Here is a 19,435-nt window from a genome sequence, read left to right on the forward strand (position 1 = left end):
GGCGCCGGCGAGCGCCCCGGCGCCCACCTCCGCGGCCCCGGCCGCGGCACCCACCGCAGCCCCCGCGCCCGCGGCGGCCCCGGCCCCCGCGGCGATCCCGGTCGGCTACGGCGCGGCCAGCGGCTACGGCACCGCGTCCGCCGTCACCGACGAGGACGAGGTCGAGATCGAGGCGGTCCGCGCCACCCTGACCGGGCCGTCGCTCGTGGCCCGCGTCGGCGCCGAGGTGTTCGGCACGTTCGTCGTCGTCCTCGCGGGCGTCGGCTCGGCGCTGTTCGCGTCGGTCAGCGGGGCCGGCCCCGTCGGCATCGCGCTCGGGTTCGGCTTCGGCGTGATCGCGGCGTTCGTCGCGGTGTCGCACGTGTCGGGCGGGCACTTCAACCCGGCGATCACGCTCGGCAGCACCCTCGCCGGCCGCACGCCGTGGTCGCACCTGGTGCCGTACTGGCTGGCGCAGCTCGTGGGCGGGGCGCTCGCGTCCGCCGTGCTGTTCGTGACCGCGACCTCGCTGCCGGCGCTCGAGGGCAACGAGCGCACCTTCTTCAGCAGCACCGCCAACGGCTACGGCGCGCACTCCCCGATCGCCCAGTCGACGGGCGGCGAGGGCTTCAGCATGGTCGCCGCGCTGCTGCTCGAGGGCGTGCTCGCCGCGGTCCTCGTCGGTGTCTACCTCGGCGCCACGGACCGCCGGGGCCGCACCCGCCAGCAGGCCGCGTTCGCCGTCGGCCTGACGGTCGCGTTCGGGATGCTCGTGGCCTACCCGGTCACCGGCGGCTCGCTGAACCCGGCCCGCTCGACGGCCGCGGCACTCTTCTCGGACTCGTGGGCCTGGGGCCAGGTCTGGGTGTTCTGGGTCGCGCCCCTGGTCGGCGCCGCGCTTGCCGCTCTCCTGTACCGCGCGTTCGCGACCGCCCCGGCGGACGACGACGTGCTCGACGAGGACCTCGAGATCGACGAGGTCGAGGTCGAGGTGCAGCCGGCGCGCTGACGCCGGCACGCCCCGACGCAGGGCGGAGATCCCGGACGGGGTCGCCGCCCTGCGTCGTCCCCGGGTCCCGGCGCCGGCCCGCGTCCCGGTTCGGTGGTTCTCGCCGGGTTCGGTGGCAGGAGGCACCGAACGCGGCTGGATGCACCGAACCCGCGGACGGCGGGCCGCGCCCGGGTCAGAGCGAGGGCACGACCTGCGACAGGACGCCGATCGCGAGGGCGAGCCCCGCGAGCACGGTCACGTCCACGGCGCGCCGCCGCACGACCAGGGCCGCCGGCGACTTCCGCACGACCGCACGGACGACCGCGCAGCAGGCGAGGAAGCAGGCCAGGGCGAGGGCGCCCGTCGGGGTGCCGGCCGCGAGCGAGAGGGCGACGCAGAACAGCACCGCGCCGGCGATCACCCACAGCGACCAGTTCCGGTCGGCGGCCAGGGACGCGCGCGCGATCGCGCGCGGGTCGAGCGGCTCCCCGTCGGGGCCGAACCGCTCGTCCTCGGGGGACGGCCGGTCGACGGGCGGGGTCAGCGGCGGGAGCGCGGGCGGGTCGGCGGCGGGCGCGGACGCGGTCCGTGCGGCGGGCGGCACGGCGCCGTCGTGGGTCACGCGCGTCTCCCTCCCGCGGCGCGCGAGGAGCCGCGCACCGTCACCGCCGAGGCTACCGCGCCCCGCCCGCACGCCCGGCGCGGCCCGCGTCGCCGCAGGCTACGGTGGCCGGGTGCCTGAAGCCGGTCCCGCCGCCGCCCGCCCCGACCCCGGCCCCGGGACGCCCGGCCCGCCGGGCTCGGTCGTGGTGGTGGGCGCCGGCATCGCGGGCGCCCGGACGGTGCTCGAGCTGCGGGCCCAGGGCTTCGACGGCCGGGTGACGATGCTCGGCGCCGAGGGGGTCGCACCGTACGACCGGCCGCCGCTCTCCAAGCACCTGCTCGACCGGCCCGCGCCCGCGTGGCTGGCCGACGAGCTCGGCGCCGACGCGCTCGCCGCCGCCGACGACGTCCGGCTGGCCGCACCCGCGACGAGCCTCGCGGTCGACGACGACGGCGTCCGGGTCGGGACGGCGGCGGGCGACGTGGCCGCCGACGCGGTCGTCGTGGCCACCGGGGCCGCCGCCGTCCGGCCGCCCGCGTGGGAGCACGCGGTGACGCTGCACACCGCGGCGGACGCCGAACGGCTGCGCGCCGCGCTCGGGTTCCCGCACGGGCTCGCCGCGACCGGCGGCCCGGCGGCGGGCGGTCTGGCGACGGGCGGCCCAGCGACCGCCAGCCCGGAGACCGGCAACCCGACCACGGGCAGCCCGGCGACCGGCCGCCCGGACGAGGGAGGTCCCGGCGCGACCGCCGCGGACACCGCCACCGCCCGGCGGCTCGTCGTCGTCGGCGCGGGCTGGGTCGGTGCGGAGGTGGCGACGGTCGCCGCCGCGGCCGGCGTGGACGTGACCGTCGTCGAGGCCCGCGAGGCGCCGCTGATGACCGCGCTCGGCGCGGAGGTCGGCGCGCTGACGGTGCCGTGGTTCGCCCGGGCGGGCGTCCGGCTGCGGACCGGGGTGTCCGTCGCCGCGGTCGAGCCCGGCGCGGTGCGGCTGGCCGACGGGTCGGTGCTGCCGGCGGACGTGGTGCTCGCCGCCATCGGCGCGCGCCCGGCGACGGGCTGGCTGGCGGGCGCGCTGCCGCTGGAGCCCGACGGGTCGGTGGCCGTGGACGAGCGGCACGCCCCCGTCGGCGGGTCGTGGCGGGTGCGGGTGGTCGGGGACGCGGCCCGACGCCGGTCCGCCCGGCACGGCTGGGTGCCGGGCGGGCACTGGGACGCCGCGCTGCGCGGCCCGGCCGTCGCGGTCGCCGGGCTGCTCGGCCGGCAGGCCACCGAGTCGGACCTCGCCCCGTACGTGTTCTCGACGCAGCTGGGGCACGAGCTCGCGCTCTACGGGCTGCAGGGCGCCGGGGACGACGTGGTGCTGCGCGGCGACCCCGCCGGCGACGACGGCTGGACCGCGCTGTGGTTCGCCCCGGGTCACCCCGAGGGGACCGGCACGCTGACGGCGGTGTTCGCGGTCGACCGGCCCCGGGACGTGGGGGCCGCGCGCCGGCTGCTGGCGGGCGCCGCGCTCCCGGTGCTCGACCGGGCGCGGGCGGCCGACCCCGCGGTGCCGCTGGCCAAGGCCCTCGCGGGCTGAGGCCCGGCCCGGTCGCCCCGCGCGCGGCCCGGTTCCAGCGGTCTGCGTCCCCGCACTAGGGGGCGGTCGTCTCCGTAGCCGACGCGGACGGCTCCTGGGACGCACCCTCGATGGGCGACTCCGTCGGCGACGCGCTCGGCGAGGCGGACGCCTCGGCCTCCGCGGCCTCCGCGGCGAGCTGCGTGCTCACCTCCTCGATGAACGCGAGCAGCGCGTCGGCGTCGCCGAGGTCGCCGGTGTACTGCTGGCCGCCGACCAGCACGACCGGGCTCGTGGTGACGCTGCCGACGTCGTACGGCACGGAGTCGGCCGCGCGGGTGGTCGCCTCCTGCGCCCAGTCGGTGAAGTCGCCGTTCGTCACGCAGTCCGCGACGGCCGTGTCGGTCACGCCGGCGTTCTGCACGAGCGCGACCAGGTCGTCATCGGTGAGGCCGTCCTCGTCGAGGTCCGGCTGCGCCGCGAGCAGGGCGTCGTGCACGGCGAGCACGCTGTCCGGGGCGGTGTCGGCCACGCACGCGAGCGCCCCGGCGGCACGGGCGGAGTAGTCGCCCGTGGTCTGCATGGTGCCGAGCAGCGAGTCGTCGGCGGACGCGGAGGCGGTCGCGGACGGTGCCGGGGACGCCGTCGCGGAGGGCGACGGCGAGGCGCCCGTGCCCGTGCTCACCGCCGCGCCGTCGAGCAGCGCCAGCGGGTGGATCTCGAGCGTCGCGTACCCCGCGGTCACCCACTGCTCGACCGACGCCGAGTTCGCCGCCCAGAACGTCTCGGCCTCGGGCGACCGGTAGTCGAGGTAGAGCACGAGGTCGAGCACGCCGCTGCTCCGGTCCACCACCGTCGCGACCGGCGACGCCCCCGGGTCGAGCGCGCTCGTCCGGCTCGCCGCCACCGCGCTGCCGTCGCCGGTGAGCACCACCCCGTCGGACAGCATGTTGTGCGGGCCGACCTGCCCCGCGCGGACCGACGCCTGCACCGCGAGCGCCGCGATCACGCCCACCGCGACGACGGCCGTCCCCGCGCCGGCCCAGCCGAGCCGCCTGTTGCGCCGGCGGCGCCGCGCCTGGCGCTCGCGCTCGAGGCGCGCGAGCTCCCGGGCGAGCGCCTTGCGGTCCTTCTTGGGCAGCTTCTCCTGGGCCGGGGGTCGAGAGCTCATCGGTCGCTTCCTGTGCGGGGGTCGGGCGCCGGGGCCCGCCACCGCACCGCGGCGCCGCACCCACCGGCGCCGACGCTCCCGCCCGCACCTGCCGGGACGCTGGGCCGCACCTGGGCGCACCCTGTGCGTCCCGGCGGCGCCCGTCAGGCCCGGCGGAAGCGGAGGGTGACGAGCTGGAACGGCCGGAGGTCGAGCGCGACCGCCGCGCCCGCCGCCCCGGCCGCCCCAGCGGCCTCGTCGCCGGCCCCGGCCAGCACGGCCCGCGGCTCGACCTCGCGCTCGAGCAGGTCCACCTCGGCCACCCCGGCGGCGTCGAAGCCCGCGGTCATAGTCGCCCGTGCCCGCCCGCCGTGCGCCTCGTACAGCCGGACGACCACGTCGCCCGACCCGTCGTCCGCGAGCTTGACCGCCTCGACGACCGCCCCCGGCCCGTCGACGGTCACCAGCGGCGCGACGTCCCGGCCGCCGCGGACCTCGCGCACCGGCAGGTTCGCCCGGTACCCGTCGACGACCGCCTCGGGGATGCCCGCGCCGACGTGCAGCACCGACAGGAACCGGTGCCGGCCCTGATCGGCCTCGGGGTCCGGGAACAGCGGCGCGCGCAGCAGCGACTGCCGGAGCACGGTGGCGGTGCCGCCGTCCTCGCCGACCGCGCGCGTGACGTCGTGGCCGTAGGTCGCGTCGTTGGCGACCGAGACCCCGTACCCCGGCTCGCCGACGTGCAGCCAGCGGTGCGCGCAGATCTCGTACCGCGCCTCGTCCCAGGAGGTGTTGGTGTGCGTCGGCCGGTGCACGTGGCCGAACTGGGTCTCCGCCGCGGACCGGTCGGCGTGCACGTCGAGCCCGAACGCGAGCTTGAGCAGCCGCTGCCGCTCGTGCCAGTCGACCTCGGTGACGATCTCGACCGCGCGGGTGCCGGGCCGGAAGGTCAGCTCCTGCACGATCGTGGAGTCGCCGACGGTGCGCGAGGTGCGGACGACGGCGCGGTCGGGCTTCTCGGCGACCACCTCGAGCGTGTCGGCGTCGAGCAGGTCCTCGACGGTCCGCCGGTACTCGGCGTCGATGTCCCAGGCGTCCCACTGCCGGGGCACGTCGCGGTGCACCTGCAGCAGGTTCGCCAGGTGCCCGGGCGCGACGGCCTCCCGGTCGGCGGCCAGGTCGCGCACGGACGCGAGCTGCCCGCCGGGCGTGAACCGCACGTCGAGCGCGTCGGTGCGCACCCGCAGGGCGTCGCCCTCGCGCAGCACCTCGACCGCGCCGGCCGGGCCGCCGACCGCGCCGTCGACCGCCACCGTCCCGCCCAGCGCCGGCACGCCGTCCCGCGCGTGCGGCGCCGCGTTCAGCCGCACCGTCCGGTCGCCGTCGCCGACCAGGGCCGCGAGCGCCGCGTCGATCAGGACCGTCGCCCGCGCCTCGACGTCGGCGTACGCCTCCTCCGCCTGCCGGTACACCCACCCGATCGACGACCCGGGCAGGATGTCGTGGAACTGGTGCAGCAGCACGACCCGCCACAGCGCGCGCAGCTCGTCCGCCGGGTAGGCGGCGCCGGTCCGGACCGTCGCCGTCGCTGCCCACAGCTCGGCCTCCCGGAGCAGGTGCTCGCTGCGCCGGTTGCCGCGCTTGGTCCGCGCCTGCGAGGTGTAGGTGCCGCGGTGGTACTCGAGGTACATCTCCCCCGACCACGCCGCGGGCGGCCCCCCGGCGTCGGCCAGCTCGGCCTCGGCGCGCGCGAAGAACGCGTTCGGCGACCCCAGCTCCACCTCGGGCAGCCCGCCGAGCGACCGAGCCCGGTCGGCCGCCGCCAGCATCTCGCGCGTGGGCCCGCCGCCGCCGTCGCCCCAGCCGAACGGCACCAGCGACTCCGTGGCGACGTCCTTGTCCGCGAAGTTCCGCTCGGCGTGCGCGAGCTCCTTCGGCGACAGGTCGGAGTTGTAGGTGTCGACCGGCGGGAAGTGCGCGAGCACGCGGGACCCGTCGATGCCCTCCCAGTGGAAGGTGTGGTGCGGCATCCGGTTGGTGTCGTTCCAGGACAGCTTCTGCGACAGGAACCACCGCGACCCCGCGGCCCGCACGATCTGCGGCAGCGCGCCCGTGTAGCCGAACGAGTCCGGCAGCCACACGTCCTGCGTCTCGACCCCGAGCTCGTCGAGGAAGTACCGCTTGCCCTCGACCATCTGCCGGGCCAGCGCCTCGCCGCCGGGCATGTTGGTGTCCGACTCGACCCACATGCCGCCGACGGGCACGAACTGGCCGGCGGCGACCTTCTCCTTGATCCTCCCGAACAGCTCCGGGTGCCGCTCGGCCACCCACGCGTACTGCTGCGCCGACGAGCACGCGAACACGAAGTCCGGCCGCTCGTCCATCAGCGCGACGACGCTGGCGAAGGTCCGCGAGCACTTCCGGACCGTCTCCCGCGCCGGCCAGAGCCAGGCGGAGTCGATGTGCGCGTGCCCGGTCGCGAGCACCCGGTGCCCGCCCGGCGCCGCCGGCACGTCGAGCACGGGTCGCAGCACCGCCCGGCCAGCCGCGGCGGTCCCGGCGACGTCGGCCGGGTCGACCGCGTCCACGACCAGGTCCAGCGCGCGCACCACCCGCGCGTACCGGGTCGAGGCCGGGTCGACGACCTCGACCAGCCCGAGCACCGCGAGCAGGTCCTGCCACAGCTCCCAGACCTCGACGTCCCGCAGCACCACCTCGGCGGACCGCAGCGCGTACAGCGGGTCCGTGCCGGCGGTGAGCGGGTCGCCGAGCGGCGTCGGCCCGTACCAGGTGCTGCTGCCGACGTCCGGGTTGCCCGCGGCCTCGACGTAGACGTCGACCCGGTCCTCGGACCACGGCACCGCCTGGTTCCGCGGTGACAGCCCCTTGACGGCGACTCCGTCCGGTCGGAGCACGAGGCCCTCCGCCTGGAAGCCCGGCTGCGTCGTCGTGAACCCGAGGTCGATCGCGAGCTCGACCGCGTGCCGGCCGGCGCGCACCTCGTCGGAGCCGAGCCAGCCCGCCGGCACGTCGCCGGTCATCCGGAACCACGTCGTGCTCCACGGCGCACCCCACGGCGTCCCGGGCGGCGCCGCGGCGTACTCCTGCGCGGTGGCCGTGTCGAACGGCACCGGCTCCCCCGGCGCGGTCCAGGCGGTGACGTCGAGCGGCGCGCGGCCGGCGACGACCGCCGGGGCGAGCCGCTCGTGCAGGAACCGCTGGACGCGCTGGACGACGGCGGCGGAGTGCTCGACGGGCATGGTGGACCTTCCTGACGGCGTGCGGTGATCGAGTCGAGAGGGCGGGGGGCGTCAGCCCTTGACGGCCCCGGACATGGCGAACGAGCCCCCGGAGAACCGCTGCACCAGCAGGTACAGCACCAGGACGGGGACGGAGTAGAGGATCGAGAACGCCGCGAGCCGGCCGTACGCGACCGTCCCGTAGGTGCCGAAGAAGCTGTAGATCGCGACGGCAGCGGGCTGGTTGTCCGGCGAGAACAGCAGCACGAACGGGACGAAGAAGTTCCCCCACGCCTGCGTGAACACGAAGATGAACACCACGGCGATGCCCTGGCGCATCAGCGGGACCACGATCCGGCGCAGCGCGGTCATGGACCCCGCGCCGTCGACCCAGGCGGCCTCCTCCAGGGACACCGGCACGGAGTCCATGAAGTTCTTGGTCATCCAGATCGCCATCGGCAGCGACGTCGCCGCGAGGAAGAAGATCGTCCCGGGCACCGAGTCGAGCAGCCCCAGGTACACGAACAGCGCGTAGACCGGGACCATCATCGCCGTGATCGGCAGGCAGGTGCCGAACAGGATCGAGTAGAGGAACGGCTTGCGGAACCGCATCTGGTAGCGGGACAGCGGGTAGGCGGCGAGCACCGACGCCAGCACCGTGAGCACGCCGGTGCCGAGGGACAGCACGAGCGAGTTCCACAGCGGCCGGAAGGTGGCCTCCCAGGTGAGGATCTCGGTGAAGTTGTCCGTGGTGATCGACTCGGGCAGCTTGACCGACACGGTCGCGGCGGGGTCGAGCGACGCCAGGACGATCCACGCGAGCGGGACCAGGAACGCGATGCCGACCAGCACCAGGGCGAGCGTGACGAGCAGCCGGCCGGTGCGGCGCCGGGGCGACGCGACGGACGGGACGTTGCGTCCGGCGCGCCGGCGGGCCGACGACGCGACCGGGGCGGTGGGGGCAGTGAGCGCGGCCATCAGTCCACCTCCGGCTTGAGCACGCGGATGTACACGATCGAGAACACGGCCCCGACCAGGAGCGTCACGGTCGCGATCGCCGTGCCGTAGCCGACCTGCGCGAACTTGAACGCCTCCTGGTAGGCCAGCACGGGCAGCGTCGAGGAGTCAGTGCCGGGCCCGCCGCCGGTCATCACCCAGATCAGGGTGAACACCGCGAGGGTCTGCAGGGTCGTGAGCATGAGGTTGGTCGAGATCGACCGGCGGATCATCGGCAGCGTGATCCGGAAGAACCGCTGCGGGCCGGTGGCGCCGTCGATGGCGGCCGCCTCCGTGACGTCCGGCGGCACCTCGGACAGCGCGGCGCCGTAGACCATCATCGAGAACGCGGTCCCGCGCCAGATGTTCGCCAGGATCACCGCGAGCATCGGCACCGAGATGAGCCAGGTCGGGCCCTCGAGCCCGAACCACCCGAGCACCTGGTTGAGCGTGCCGTCGGTGGAGAAGAACGCGTACAGCGCGAACGCCGCGACGATCTCCGGCAGCACCCACGCCACGACGACCAGCGCCGACACCACCGCGCGCAGCGGCTTCGCGGCGGCCCGGAGCAGCAGGGCGAGCGCCATGCCGAGCACGTTCTGCCCGATCACGGCCGACGCCCCGACGAACACCACCGTCAGGACGACGGCCTTCCAGAAGCCGTCGTCGGTGAGCAGCTCGGCGTAGTTGTCCAGGCCCACGAACTCCGGGTTCGCCGCCTTGTAGCCGGTCAGCGCCTGGTTGGTCAGCGAGCCGTAGAACGACCACAGCACCGGGCCGGCCAGGAACACCAGCATGAGCGCGACCGCGGGCAGCAGCGGCAGCAGCCGCAGCGCGGTCCGGCCGGGCCGGCGACGGGGGCGGCGGAACCCGCCCCCCGCCGCCGGCAGGGCCGGCGTGGCGGTCGTCATCAGCCGGCGGCCTGCGTCGCGTCGTCGCCCACGATGGACGCCAGCCCCTCGTCGTAGGTGGCCGCCGCCTCCTCGGCCGTCGCCTGCCCGGTCGCCACCGACTCCGCGGCCACCTGGATGTTCGACGAGATCTGCGAGTAGTCCGGGGTCGCCGGGCGGAAGTGCGTGTAGTCGACCAGCGAGCTGAAGAACTCGAACGACGGGTTGAAGCCCAGGTACTCCGGGTCCTCCGCGACGTCGGTGCGCACCGCGATCTGGCTGTTCTCGGTGTCGTACTTGAGCGAGTTCTCCTTGTTCAGCGCCGTGGCGATGAAGTCGAACGCCGCCTGCGGGTCGCCCGCGTGCGCGCCGACCGCGAGGGTCCAGCCGCCGGACATCGAGGTGAAGCCGGGCTCCTGCCCGTCCTGGGTGGGCATCGCGGCCATGCCCAGGGTGTCCTCCCACTCGGGCCAGGCGTTGTCGCCGGTGATCCAGCCGCCGGGCAGCCACGAGCCGTCGACCGCCATCGCCAGCTTGCCCTGCGGCAGCAGCTCGGTGGCGACGCGGGCGCCGACCGACGCGTCGAGCGCGATGTCCAGCGACGGCGCGAGGCCCTCGCCGTAGATCGTCTCGAGGAACGCCAGCGAGTCGGTGAAGCCCTGCGAGCCGGTGATCCACTTCTGGGTGTCGGCGTCGTAGAGCTCGTCGTCGGTGCCGTAGAGCAGCATCTCGAAGCCCTGCATCGTCGTGGCCTCGCCCGCGGCCTTGCCGGCGTACACGTTGATCGGGGTGACGTCGGGCAGCTTGTCCTTGATCGTGCGCGCGGCGGAGAGGATGTCGTCCCAGCTCTCCGGCTGCCAGTCGGTCGGGAGGCCGGCCTGCTGGAACAGGTCCTTGTTGTAGTAGAGCCCGCGGGTGTCGGTGCCCATCGAGACGCCGTAGACCTTGCCGTCGTCGCCGAGCCCGGCCTGCCGGGCGGTGTCCGGGAACTGGTCCCAGTCCTCCCACGCCTCGACGTACTCGTCGATCGGCTGCAGGTACCCCGCCGCGGCGTCCGAGCGGATCTGGAACGTGTCCTCGTAGATGACGTCGGGCGCGGTGTCGGGCGACCCGTTCATCAGCGCGAGCTTGGTGAAGTACTGGTCCTGCTCCGCCTCGATCGGCACGAGGTCGACGGTCATGCCCTCGTTCGCGGCCTCGTACTCGGACTTGGCCTTCTGCAGCAGGTCGTCGAGCTGCACGAACTGCGCGGTCTTCTGGTACGCGACGGTGATCGTCGAGTCGTCGGCGGCGCTGTCGCCACCCCCGCTGCTGCACGCGGCGGTGAGGCCGAGCGCGACGACGGCCCCGGTTGCGATGACGGTCCTCTGGAGACGCATGGATGCTCCTTTGCTCCACGTGCACGGCCCCGGGCGGCGCTGCCCCGGACTCGATAACTACAACGTCTGGATGAATTGCTGTCAAGGGTCAGGCGCGCGCCGAGACGCAACCGTGACGCGCGCCCGCCGGGCGCGACGGCGCCCGTCCTGCGCGACGAGGGCGTCACACGGCGACGAGGTCGGCACATGGCGACGAGGTCGTCGCACCCCGGCGAGGTCGTCACGCACGAGGGACGACCTCGTCGCGTCCTGACGACCTCACGGGGCCGCGGGCGTCAGCTGACCAGCAGCAGGTCCGTCGGGCGCGGGGTGAACGCGCGGCCCAGCAGGATGCACCCCGCGCCGACCGCCCCGACCTGGGGCCCGAACGCCGAGGACGCGACGGTGAGCGCGTGCCCTCCGGGGACGACGTGCGCCGCGATCTCGGCCTCCAGCGCCGCGGCGGCGTGCGGGGCGATCCGGTCCCACAGCGGGCCGCCGACCAGCACGGCCGGGACGTCGAGCAGGTCGGTGAGCACCCCCGCGGCCATGCCGACCCGCCGGCCCGCGAGCGCGAGCACCTCCCGCGCGCCGGGGTGCCCCGCGTCCGCAGCGGCGCACAGCGCGGTCACCGCGTCGTCCACCGCGCGCGGGTCGGTGCCGTCGCCCCAGCCGGGGAGGTCGACGCCCGCCGCGCGCCCCTGCTCCGCGAGCGCCTCCGCCCGCAGCACCGCGCCCAGGCAGCCGCGCCGGCCGCACCAGCACCGGGCACCCTCGGGGTCGGCGACGAGGTGCCCCGACTCCCCCGCGTTGCCGGACACGCCGCGCACCACCTCGTCGTGCAGCACCGTCGACACGGCGACGCCGGTGCCGAGGTAGAAGAACACGAAGTCCGACGCGTGCTCGCCGGGGTGCCACAGGTGGGCGCTCGCCGCGGCGATCACGTCCTTGTCCAGCACCGCGCGCAGGCCCGTGCGCTCCGCCACCGCGTCCCGCAGCGGCACGTCGTGCCACCCCGGCAGGTGGGGCGGGTCGAGCACCACGCCCGCCTCGACGTCGATCGGCCCGGGCGCCGCGATGCCGACGCCGAGCACGCGGTCGCGCTCGACGCCGGCGGCGCCGATGAGGCCCTCGATCTCGGCCACCAGGCCGGCGACCACCGCCTCGGGATCCTCCGGGACCGGCGTCGGCACCTGCGCCCGCGCGACCACGGCGCCCGACAGGTCGAGCAGCACGAACGTCATGGTCGCGGGGTCCAGGTGCACGCCGACCGCGAACCGGCTGCCCGCGGCGAGCCGCAGCAGCGTGCCCGGGCGGCCGGGGCCGCGGCGCGCCGCCTCGCCCTCCTCGACCACCAGGCCGAGGTCGAGCAGGCGGCGCGCCACGTTGGTCACGGTCTGCGGGGACAGCCCGGTGCGCCGGGCCACCTCCGCGCGGGCGAGGCCCCCGCCGGCGCGCCGGACGACGTCCAGCACGACCGTCTGGTTGAAGTCGCCCATCCGCGGCAGGTTGGTCCCGCGACGCATCGTGCCTCCGTCCGTCCGCCGGGCGACCGGGGCGCGGCGGCGCGCCCCGGTCGGCTGGTCGCATCATGGCAGACGGCCGGCCACCCCTTCGCGCGCGGCCACCGCGGCGGCCCGGGCGCGGGCCCGCACCAGCCAGGTGCCGCCGCCGACCGCGGCGAGCGCCGCGAGCAGGCCGAGCAGCAGCTGCGCGCCCGTGACGGCCAGGGGGCCGCCGGTGCCCGCGCCCGGGCCGGAGGCCGCGGCGTCGCGGTCCGGGCTGCCGTCGCCGGGGGTCCCGGCCGGGTCGCCACCGCCCGGGGCGCCGGGCGCGCCAGGACCCGGGTCGACGGGGGCAGCGCCGTCGGCGGCCCGGACCAGCACCGCCACGGTCCGCGCGGGTACCGTCACGGTCCCGCTCGCCGCGTCCCAGGTGGTCGTCCGGACCACGTCGTCGCCGCCCGCGGCCTGCACCGGCGACAGCGCGTAGGTCGCGCCGGCCAGCGCCGGGAGCTCCTGCGTCACGGCGTCCGGGGACGCGTTGAACACCACGAGCAGGCCGTCGAGGTCCGCGTCGACGTCGGGGCCGACCGTGTCGTCCACGTGCATCACGATCACGCCCGGGGTGGCGTCCGCCCCGGCGTCGGGGAACGTCAGCTTCTGCCGGATCAGGTCGGCGTCGCCGAGCCGGAACAGCGGGGTGGAGAACCGCAGCCGCAGCAGGTCGTCCGCCGCCGCGCGGGCCGTGGCGATGTGCGCGGCGGTCGGCTTGAGCGCCGGGTCGGCGAGCAGCGGGCGCATCGGGTCCCACTTCTCGGCGTTCGCCCACGCGCCCGGCAGGCCGCGGCCGAAGCCGTTGTCCTGGCCCGTCCAGTCGATGGCGTTGAACCAGTCGCCCGAGTCGTAGCTGTCCCGGTCGAGCGACTTGGACCGCAGCTGGTCCGTGCCGGCGTGCCAGAACGACACCGTCTGGGACAGGGCCGCCGTGGCCTGCGACAGCGTGTTCATCCGCACCCGGTCGTCCATCGAGGTGGTCTGCGGCAGCTTGATCGTCAGCAGGTCGAACAGCGTCTCGTTGTCGTGCGCGTCGACGTAGCTGACCACCTCCTCGGGCGAGTCCGCGTACCCGGCCGGCGCCCCGCGGTAGTCGATCTGGTCGCCACGCAGCACCTCCCCGGTGTGCGTCGGCAGCAGGTAGTCGCGCAGGTTGCCGGCCAGCCCGAGCCGGACCACGTCGGTCGCGAGGCCGAGGTCCTCGAACTCGGCGGCCGACCCCGTGTTCACCGAGGCCGCGTCACCGAGCTGCGCCTGCTGCCCGTTCGGGTCGGTCGCCAGGCCGGTGCCGAAGCCCTGCGTGAACATCGACGAGCCCTCGACCGGCGACCCGCCGTGCACCGCGTCGCGGAGCCGGTCGGAGAACGTGCCGATCCCGGTGCCGCCGAGCTGCCCCTGCGTGGCCTGCTCGAACAGCGCGTTGCCGGCGACCTCGCCGAAGTCCCAGCCCTCGCCGTACAGGTACACCGCCGAGCCGTCGACGCCGTCCGCCTCGACGGTCAGCGCGTCCAGCGCCGCCCGCACGGCCAGCATGTTCGCCCTCGAGTGGTGGCCCATGAGGTCGAACCGGAAGCCGTCGACCCTGTAGTCCCGGGCCCAGGTGACCACCGAGTCGACCATGAGTTTCTCGGCCATGGCGTGCTCGGTCGCGACGTTCTGGCAGCAGGTGCTGGTCTGCACCTGGCCGGTGCCGTCGAGCCGGTGGTAGTACCCGGGCACGACCCGGTCCAGCACCGACGTCGCGTCCTGCCCGCTCGCCGCGGTGTGGTTGAACACCTGGTCGAGGACGACACCCAGCCCCATGTCGTGCAGCGCCCCGACCATGGTGCGGAACTCGGCGACGCGGGCGCCGCCGTCCGGGTCGGTGGCGTAGGAGCCCTCGGGCGCGGTGAAGTGCCACGGGTCGTAGCCCCAGTTGAAGCCGTCGCGCTCGCGGATCGCGCCGACGGCGGCCTGCTGCTCCGTGCCCGCCGGGCCGAACCCCGTGAGGTCGCCGGTCACCGCCTGGGCGGCCCGGTCCTCCTCGATCGACGCGATGTCGAACGTCGGCAGCAGGTGCACGGTGGTCAGCCCCGCGTCCGCGAGCTCGCGCAGCCGCGCGGTGCCGTCCGAGTCCCGGGCGAACGCCAGGTAGGTGCCGCGCTCGGCCTCGGGCACGGTCTGGTCGGCGATCGAGAAGTCGCGGACGTGCAGCTCGTAGATGGTGTGGTCCACGGCCCGCTCGACGACGGGCCGGGCCGTGTCGGCCCACAGCGCCGGGCGGTACGCCGGATCGGTCAGGTCGACCGCGACGGCGTGCGTGGAGTTCAGCGTCAGGGCGACGGCGTACGGGTCGGTGACGACGTTGGTCTCGATCCGGCCGGTCGACGGCACGTAGACCTCGACCTCGTACCGGTAGCGGGCGCCGGACCATGAGGGGTCACCGGTGACGGACCAGGTGCCGTCGGCGGCGCGGGTGGTCACGACGCGGGTCGAGGCGGTCGCGAGGTCCGCGCCGGGCGCCCAGGTCAGCAGCGTGACGTCCCGCGCCGTCGGGGCCCAGAGCCGGAAGGTCGGGGTGCCGCCGGACCAGGTGACCCCGAGGTCCGCGTCGGCGGCCGAGGCGTACAGGTCGTCGAGCACGCCCGGGACCTGGACGCCGGTGAGGGCGGTCAGCCCGTCCGCGTCCGCCTGGGAGACCTGGACCTCGCCGGTGAGCAGCGCGGCCGCGTCCGTCCCGGGCGCGACGCGGAGCGCGACGGCGCCCGCGAGCGCCGGGAAGTCGGCGCGCACGTCCGCGGGCAGCCCCGCGGCGTCGTAGGTCAGCGGGACCTCGCCGGCGCCCGCGGGCCCGGTCACCGCGCCGTCGGTCACGCCGATCCCGCCCTCGGCCGCGTGGTGCAGCGCCCAGGTCAGGTCCGTCGGGTCGGCGCCGCCGAGCAGGTCGCGCGGCCAGGCGAGCAGGTCGGCGCGCACCCAGTGCGCCCGCTGCTGCCCGACGCCCGTGAGAGGCGGGTTCTCGACGGTGATCTCCAGCAGGTGCGTCGCGACGTCGTACGCGAACGACACCTGCTCGCCGTCGGACGTCGCGAACGTGTAGTTGTCGCCGCCCACCGCGCCTCCCTGGCCGTAGTTGACGTCCCACGACATCCCGTGGGCGACCTTGACCTGGTACGAGCCTGCCGGGATCTGCGTCGTCGACCACTCGTACACGCCGTCGCCGTCCGAGTCCTTGGCCCAGGTGGCGAGGCAGTCGGGGGCCCAGTCGCCGGGGCAGCCGACCTCGGACTGGTACGAGCCGGGCAGCGTCACGACCGGCCCCTGGGCGGTGTTCTGGAAGTCGCCGGACACCGGGTCCCAGTAGAACGTCACGTCGACGGGCGCGCCCCCCGGGTCGCCGGGCACCGTGTACGCCACGTTCGCGCCGCCCACGACGCCGCCGGCGCCGTAAGCCACGTCCCACGTCCCGTCGAGGGCGACCTTGTACTCGTAGTCGCCCGGCGGCAGCGCGAACGTGCCCTCCCAGACGCCGTCGGGGCGCTCGGCGAGCTGGGCGTCGTCGCAGTCGGGCTGCCAGTCGCCGGTGCAGCCCATCGCGGTGTTGTGGCTGCCGGGGACGGACACGGAGGTGAACGTGGGCGCCGGGTCGGCGGCCACGGCGTCCGCGGGGTCGTCCGCGCCGGCGGTCGCGGCGCCGGAGACCAGCAGCGCGCCGGCGGCCAGCAGGGCCAGGACGCGGCGCCGGGCGCCGCGGGGTTCGAGGGGTGTCCGGGGCGCCACGGAAGGGCGCCTGCGGGCGTGCGTCATCACAGGACTCCATCGTCGGGGGTGAGCGTCAGCAGCGCGGCTACCTGCGACTGTATCCGCTTGCAGAAAGGTGCTGCAACGATTTGCAGGTACCGGCTGCGGCCCCGACGGCACGAGGCCTACGCCTTCCGGCGCGACCCCCCGAGATCTCGGGGGGCGCGGCCGGAAGCCGTGGGCCTCGTGCGGGACCGCCCCGTGTCAGTGGGCGAAGTGGCGCGTACCCGTCAGGTAGAGGGTCACGCCCGCCGCGGCCGCCGCCGCGACGACCTCCTCGTCGCGGACCGAGCCGCCCGGCTGCACGACCGCGCGCACGCCGGCGTCCAGGAGCACCTGGAGGCCGTCGGCGAACGGGAAGAACGCGTCCGAGGCCGCGACCGCGCCGCGCGCCCGCTCGGCGTCGCCCGCGTTCGCCCGCTCGACCGCGAGCCGGCACGAGTCGACCCGGTTGACCTGGCCCATGCCCACGCCGACGGACGCGCCGCCGTCCGCCAGAAGGATCGCGTTCGACTTCACGGCCCGCACCGCGCGCCACGCGAACGCCAGGTCCGCGAGCGTGGCGGGGTCGGCGGCCTCCCCCGCGGCGAGCGTCCAGGTCGTCGGGTCGTCGCCCTCCGCGCCGATGCGGTCGACCTGCTGCATGAGCAGCCCGCCGCTGATCGGCCGGAGCTCGACGCCCGCGGACGGCGCGCCCTCGACCACGAGGAGGCGGATGTTCTTCTTCCGGCTCAGCACCTCGAGCGCCTCCGGCTCGTACGCCGGCGCGACGACGACCTCGGTGAACACCTCGGCGATCTGCTCCGCCGCCGCGCGGGTCACCGTGCCGTTGGCCGCGATCACGCCGCCGAACGCCGAGACAGGGTCGCAGGCGTGCGCCTTCGCGTGCGCGTTCGCGATGTCCGCGCCGACCGCGATGCCGCACGGGTTCGCGTGCTTGATGATCGCGACCGCCGGGCCGTCGTGGTCGTGCGCCGCGCGCCAGGCCGCGTCCGCGTCGACGTAGTTGTTGTACGACATCGCCTTGCCGTGCAGCTGCTGCGCCTGCGCGAGCCCGGCCGCGCCGTACCCGGAGGTGTAGACCGCGGCGCGCTGGTGCGGGTTCTCGCCGTAGCGCAGCACGTCCGCACGGTCCCAGGTCGCGCCGACCCAGGCCGGGAAGCCGGTGCTGACGCCGTCGACCTCGTCGGTCGTGGTGGCGACGTTGCCCATCCAGGACGCCACCGCGACGTCGTAGGTGGCGGTGTGCACGAACGCCTGCGCGGCGAGCCGGGTGCGCTCGGCCAGCGTGAAGCCGCCGCCCTGCACCGCGGCGACGACCTCGTCGTACCGGGCGGGGTCCACGACGACCGCGACGCTCGGGTGGTTCTTCGCCGCGGCGCGGACCATCGACGGGCCGCCGATGTCGATCTGCTCGACGCACTCGTCCGGGGTCGCGCCCGAGTCGACCGTCTGCGTGAACGGGTACAGGTTGACGACGACCAGCTCGAACGGGGCGACGCCCAGCTCGTCGAGCTGCGCCAGGTGCTCCGGGCGGCGGGTGTCGGCGAGGATGCCGGCGTGCACGCGCGGGTGCAGCGTCTTCACGCGGCCGTCCAGGCACTCGGGGAAGCCGGTCAGCTCCTCGACCCGGGTGACGGGCACGCCGGCGGACGCGATCGTCCCGGCGGTCGACCCGGTGGACACGAGCTCGACGCCCGCGGCGTGCAGGGCGGTCGCGAGCTCGACCAGGCCGGACTTGTCGTAGACGGACAGCAGCGCGCGGCGCACCGGGCGGCGGGTGCTCTCCGCGGTCGGGTCGGCGACGGGCTCGACGGGCGGCAGGGCGTGGGACATGGCGGTCCTCCGTGTGGTCGGTCGGGCACCACGGGGGTGCCGCTCGGGACCTGCGCACCCAGGCGGACGGTGCATCGGCGGGACTGCCTCGGCCGCTCCCTGGTGGTCAGTTCCACCTCGACGCCAGTCACGACCGGGGACGAGCCTAGCCGACCGCGCCGCCGGCGTCGGCGGCTCAGTCCGTCCGGCGGCCCTTGGCGAAGTACGCGATCGGGCCGACCCAGTTGACCAGGATCGCGAGGCCCCAGGCGGCCTTCGGGCCGTTGACCTGCGCCGGCGGCCGCTTCGCCAGGTCGCGGTAGGCCGCGGCCGTGAGCGCGAGCTGCGCCGCGGTGAGGACCACCGTGCCCACCTTGCGACGCGTGCTGAGCTCGGACCAGTGCTTCCCCGCGCGTGCGTGTCCCATGGCCCGACGCTACGCGGGCGCCTCGCCGCGCGGCAGGGGCCGGAGGTCCCGCACCGGGTGCGGCCCTAGCCGACGGTGACGGTCCGGCCGTCGACGGTCAGCCCGTCCGCGACGATCCGGCCCACCCACTCGACCAGCAGGCGCCGCTCCGCGACCTTGATCCGCTCGTGCAGCGCGGCCTCGTCGTCGCCGGGCTCGACGGGCACCGCGACCTGCGCCACGACCGGGCCGGTGTCCACCCCGGCGTCGACGACGTGCAGCGTGCAGCCGGTGACCTTCGCGCCGAACGCCAGCGCGTCCCGGACGGCGTGCGCGCCGGGGAACGCGGGCAGCAGCGCCGGGTGGGTGTTGACGACCCGGGCGGGCCACCGGTCGAGCACCGCGGCGCCGAGGATCCGCATGAACCCGGCCGACACGACGAGGTCCGGCCGGAACACCGCGATCGCCTCCGCGAGCGCGCGGTCCCAGGCGGCGCGGTCGTCGAAGTCGCCGGGCGCCACGACCGCGGTCGGCACGCCCGCGGCACGCGCGAGGTCCAGACCGCCGGCCGACGCGCGGTCGGCGACGACGCCGACCGCGCGGCCCGGGTAGGCGGGGTCGTCGTGCGCCGCGAGCAGCGCCGCGAGGTTGGTCCCGCCGCCGGACACCAGCACGACGAGCCGGCCGGCGGCGCGGGTGGCGGGTCGGGGCGCGTCGGGGGTGCTGGGAGCGGGGGCGGCCATGACCGCACACCCTAATCGCGCGCCCCGACCGCCCGGGCACACCCCCACCGACCTGCCTGCTCGCCTGCCTGCCCCCCACCTCCGCCGAGATGGCAGCTCTCGGCTGCGCCTAGGTGCTCCCCGGCAGCCGAGAGTTGCCATCTCGGCGAGCGGGTCCGGGTGCGGCAGTGCGCGGGTGGTGCGCGAGAATGGCCCGCGTGAGCAACCCGTACGCCCCGCCCTCGTCCGACCGCGCCGCCGCGGACGGCCGCGGGGGTGCCGCGGGCGCCCCCGGGCGCACGGCGGGCGGCGACCCGACCGACCCCGCCGACCCGACCGGTCCGGGCCCGGCCGGCCCCGCCGGGCCCAGCCCCGGTCCGTCCGGCCC

Annotated in this window: 13 protein-coding genes and 1 riboswitch; of the genes, 2 read left to right on the forward strand and 11 right to left on the reverse strand. The window is 75.9% G+C overall.

What is annotated here, in order from left to right:
* Positions 1-988, forward strand: a 988-nt coding sequence (locus KVT14_RS18275) for an MIP/aquaporin family protein (RefSeq protein WP_217616970.1), incomplete at its 5' end; no start/stop codon positions are given.
* Positions 989-1,163: 175 nt separating this feature from the next.
* Here the strand turns inward: KVT14_RS18275 and KVT14_RS23255 are convergent.
* On the reverse strand, positions 1,164-1,592 hold the full coding sequence (locus tag KVT14_RS23255; protein WP_217616971.1) for a DUF3017 domain-containing protein: 429 nt from the start codon (positions 1,590-1,592) through the stop codon (positions 1,164-1,166).
* 112 nt (positions 1,593-1,704) lie between these two features.
* On the opposite strand from KVT14_RS23255, the gene KVT14_RS18285 reads away from it, so the two are divergent.
* On the forward strand, positions 1,705-3,156 hold the full coding sequence (locus KVT14_RS18285) for an FAD-dependent oxidoreductase (RefSeq protein ID WP_217616972.1): 1,452 nt from the start codon (positions 1,705-1,707) through the stop codon (positions 3,154-3,156).
* Positions 3,157-3,211: 55 nt separating this feature from the next.
* Here KVT14_RS18285 and KVT14_RS18290 read toward each other — a convergent pair whose 3' ends face one another.
* The 10 genes from KVT14_RS18290 to purN form a co-directional block, all read right to left on the reverse strand.
* On the reverse strand, positions 3,212-4,306 hold the full coding sequence (locus KVT14_RS18290; protein ID WP_217616973.1) for a thioredoxin domain-containing protein: 1,095 nt from the start codon (positions 4,304-4,306) through the stop codon (positions 3,212-3,214).
* Positions 4,307-4,449: 143 nt separating this feature from the next.
* Positions 4,450-7,545, reverse strand: coding sequence for a glycoside hydrolase family 38 C-terminal domain-containing protein (locus tag KVT14_RS18295; RefSeq protein WP_217616974.1), 3,096 nt, complete (start codon positions 7,543-7,545; stop codon positions 4,450-4,452).
* 51 nt (positions 7,546-7,596) lie between these two features.
* The gene (locus KVT14_RS18300) at positions 7,597-8,502 is read right to left on the reverse strand and encodes a carbohydrate ABC transporter permease (RefSeq protein ID WP_217616975.1); all 906 of its coding nucleotides are present in this window, start codon (positions 8,500-8,502) and stop codon (positions 7,597-7,599) included.
* Positions 8,502-9,317 carry a carbohydrate ABC transporter permease gene (locus tag KVT14_RS18305; RefSeq protein ID WP_246855333.1) on the reverse strand — a complete coding sequence of 272 codons (816 nt, stop codon included), beginning with the start codon at positions 9,315-9,317 and terminating at the stop codon, positions 8,502-8,504. Before KVT14_RS18305 ends, KVT14_RS18300 begins: the two co-directional genes overlap by 1 nt.
* A 113-nt stretch (positions 9,318-9,430) precedes the next feature.
* Positions 9,431-10,789, reverse strand: a complete 1,359-nt coding sequence (locus KVT14_RS18310) for an extracellular solute-binding protein (RefSeq protein WP_217616977.1) — start codon at positions 10,787-10,789, stop codon at positions 9,431-9,433.
* Positions 10,790-11,064: 275 nt separating this feature from the next.
* Positions 11,065-12,294, reverse strand: a complete 1,230-nt coding sequence (locus KVT14_RS18315) for an ROK family protein (protein ID WP_254631266.1) — start codon at positions 12,292-12,294, stop codon at positions 11,065-11,067.
* A 63-nt stretch (positions 12,295-12,357) separates the two neighbouring features.
* On the reverse strand, positions 12,358-16,083 hold the full coding sequence (pulA, locus tag KVT14_RS18320) for a pullulanase-type alpha-1,6-glucosidase (RefSeq protein WP_308161158.1): 3,726 nt from the start codon (positions 16,081-16,083) through the stop codon (positions 12,358-12,360).
* 225 nt (positions 16,084-16,308) lie between these two features.
* On the reverse strand, positions 16,309-17,940 hold the full coding sequence (gene purH, locus KVT14_RS18325) for a bifunctional phosphoribosylaminoimidazolecarboxamide formyltransferase/IMP cyclohydrolase (protein WP_217616979.1): 1,632 nt from the start codon (positions 17,938-17,940) through the stop codon (positions 16,309-16,311).
* Positions 17,941-17,989: 49 nt separating this feature from the next.
* Positions 17,990-18,081, reverse strand: a riboswitch (ZMP/ZTP riboswitch).
* 34 nt (positions 18,082-18,115) lie between these two features.
* Entirely contained in the window at positions 18,116-18,346 is a 231-nt protein-coding gene (locus KVT14_RS18330) for a PLDc N-terminal domain-containing protein (protein WP_217616980.1), read from the reverse strand.
* 65 nt (positions 18,347-18,411) lie between these two features.
* The gene (purN, locus tag KVT14_RS18335; protein WP_217616981.1) at positions 18,412-19,068 is read right to left on the reverse strand and encodes a phosphoribosylglycinamide formyltransferase; all 657 of its coding nucleotides are present in this window, start codon (positions 19,066-19,068) and stop codon (positions 18,412-18,414) included.
* Positions 19,069-19,435: the final 367 nt, after the last annotated feature.

It is taken from the genome of Cellulomonas sp. GbtcB1 (assembly GCF_019091725.1).
Classification (GTDB): domain Bacteria; phylum Actinomycetota; class Actinomycetes; order Actinomycetales; family Cellulomonadaceae; genus Cellulomonas.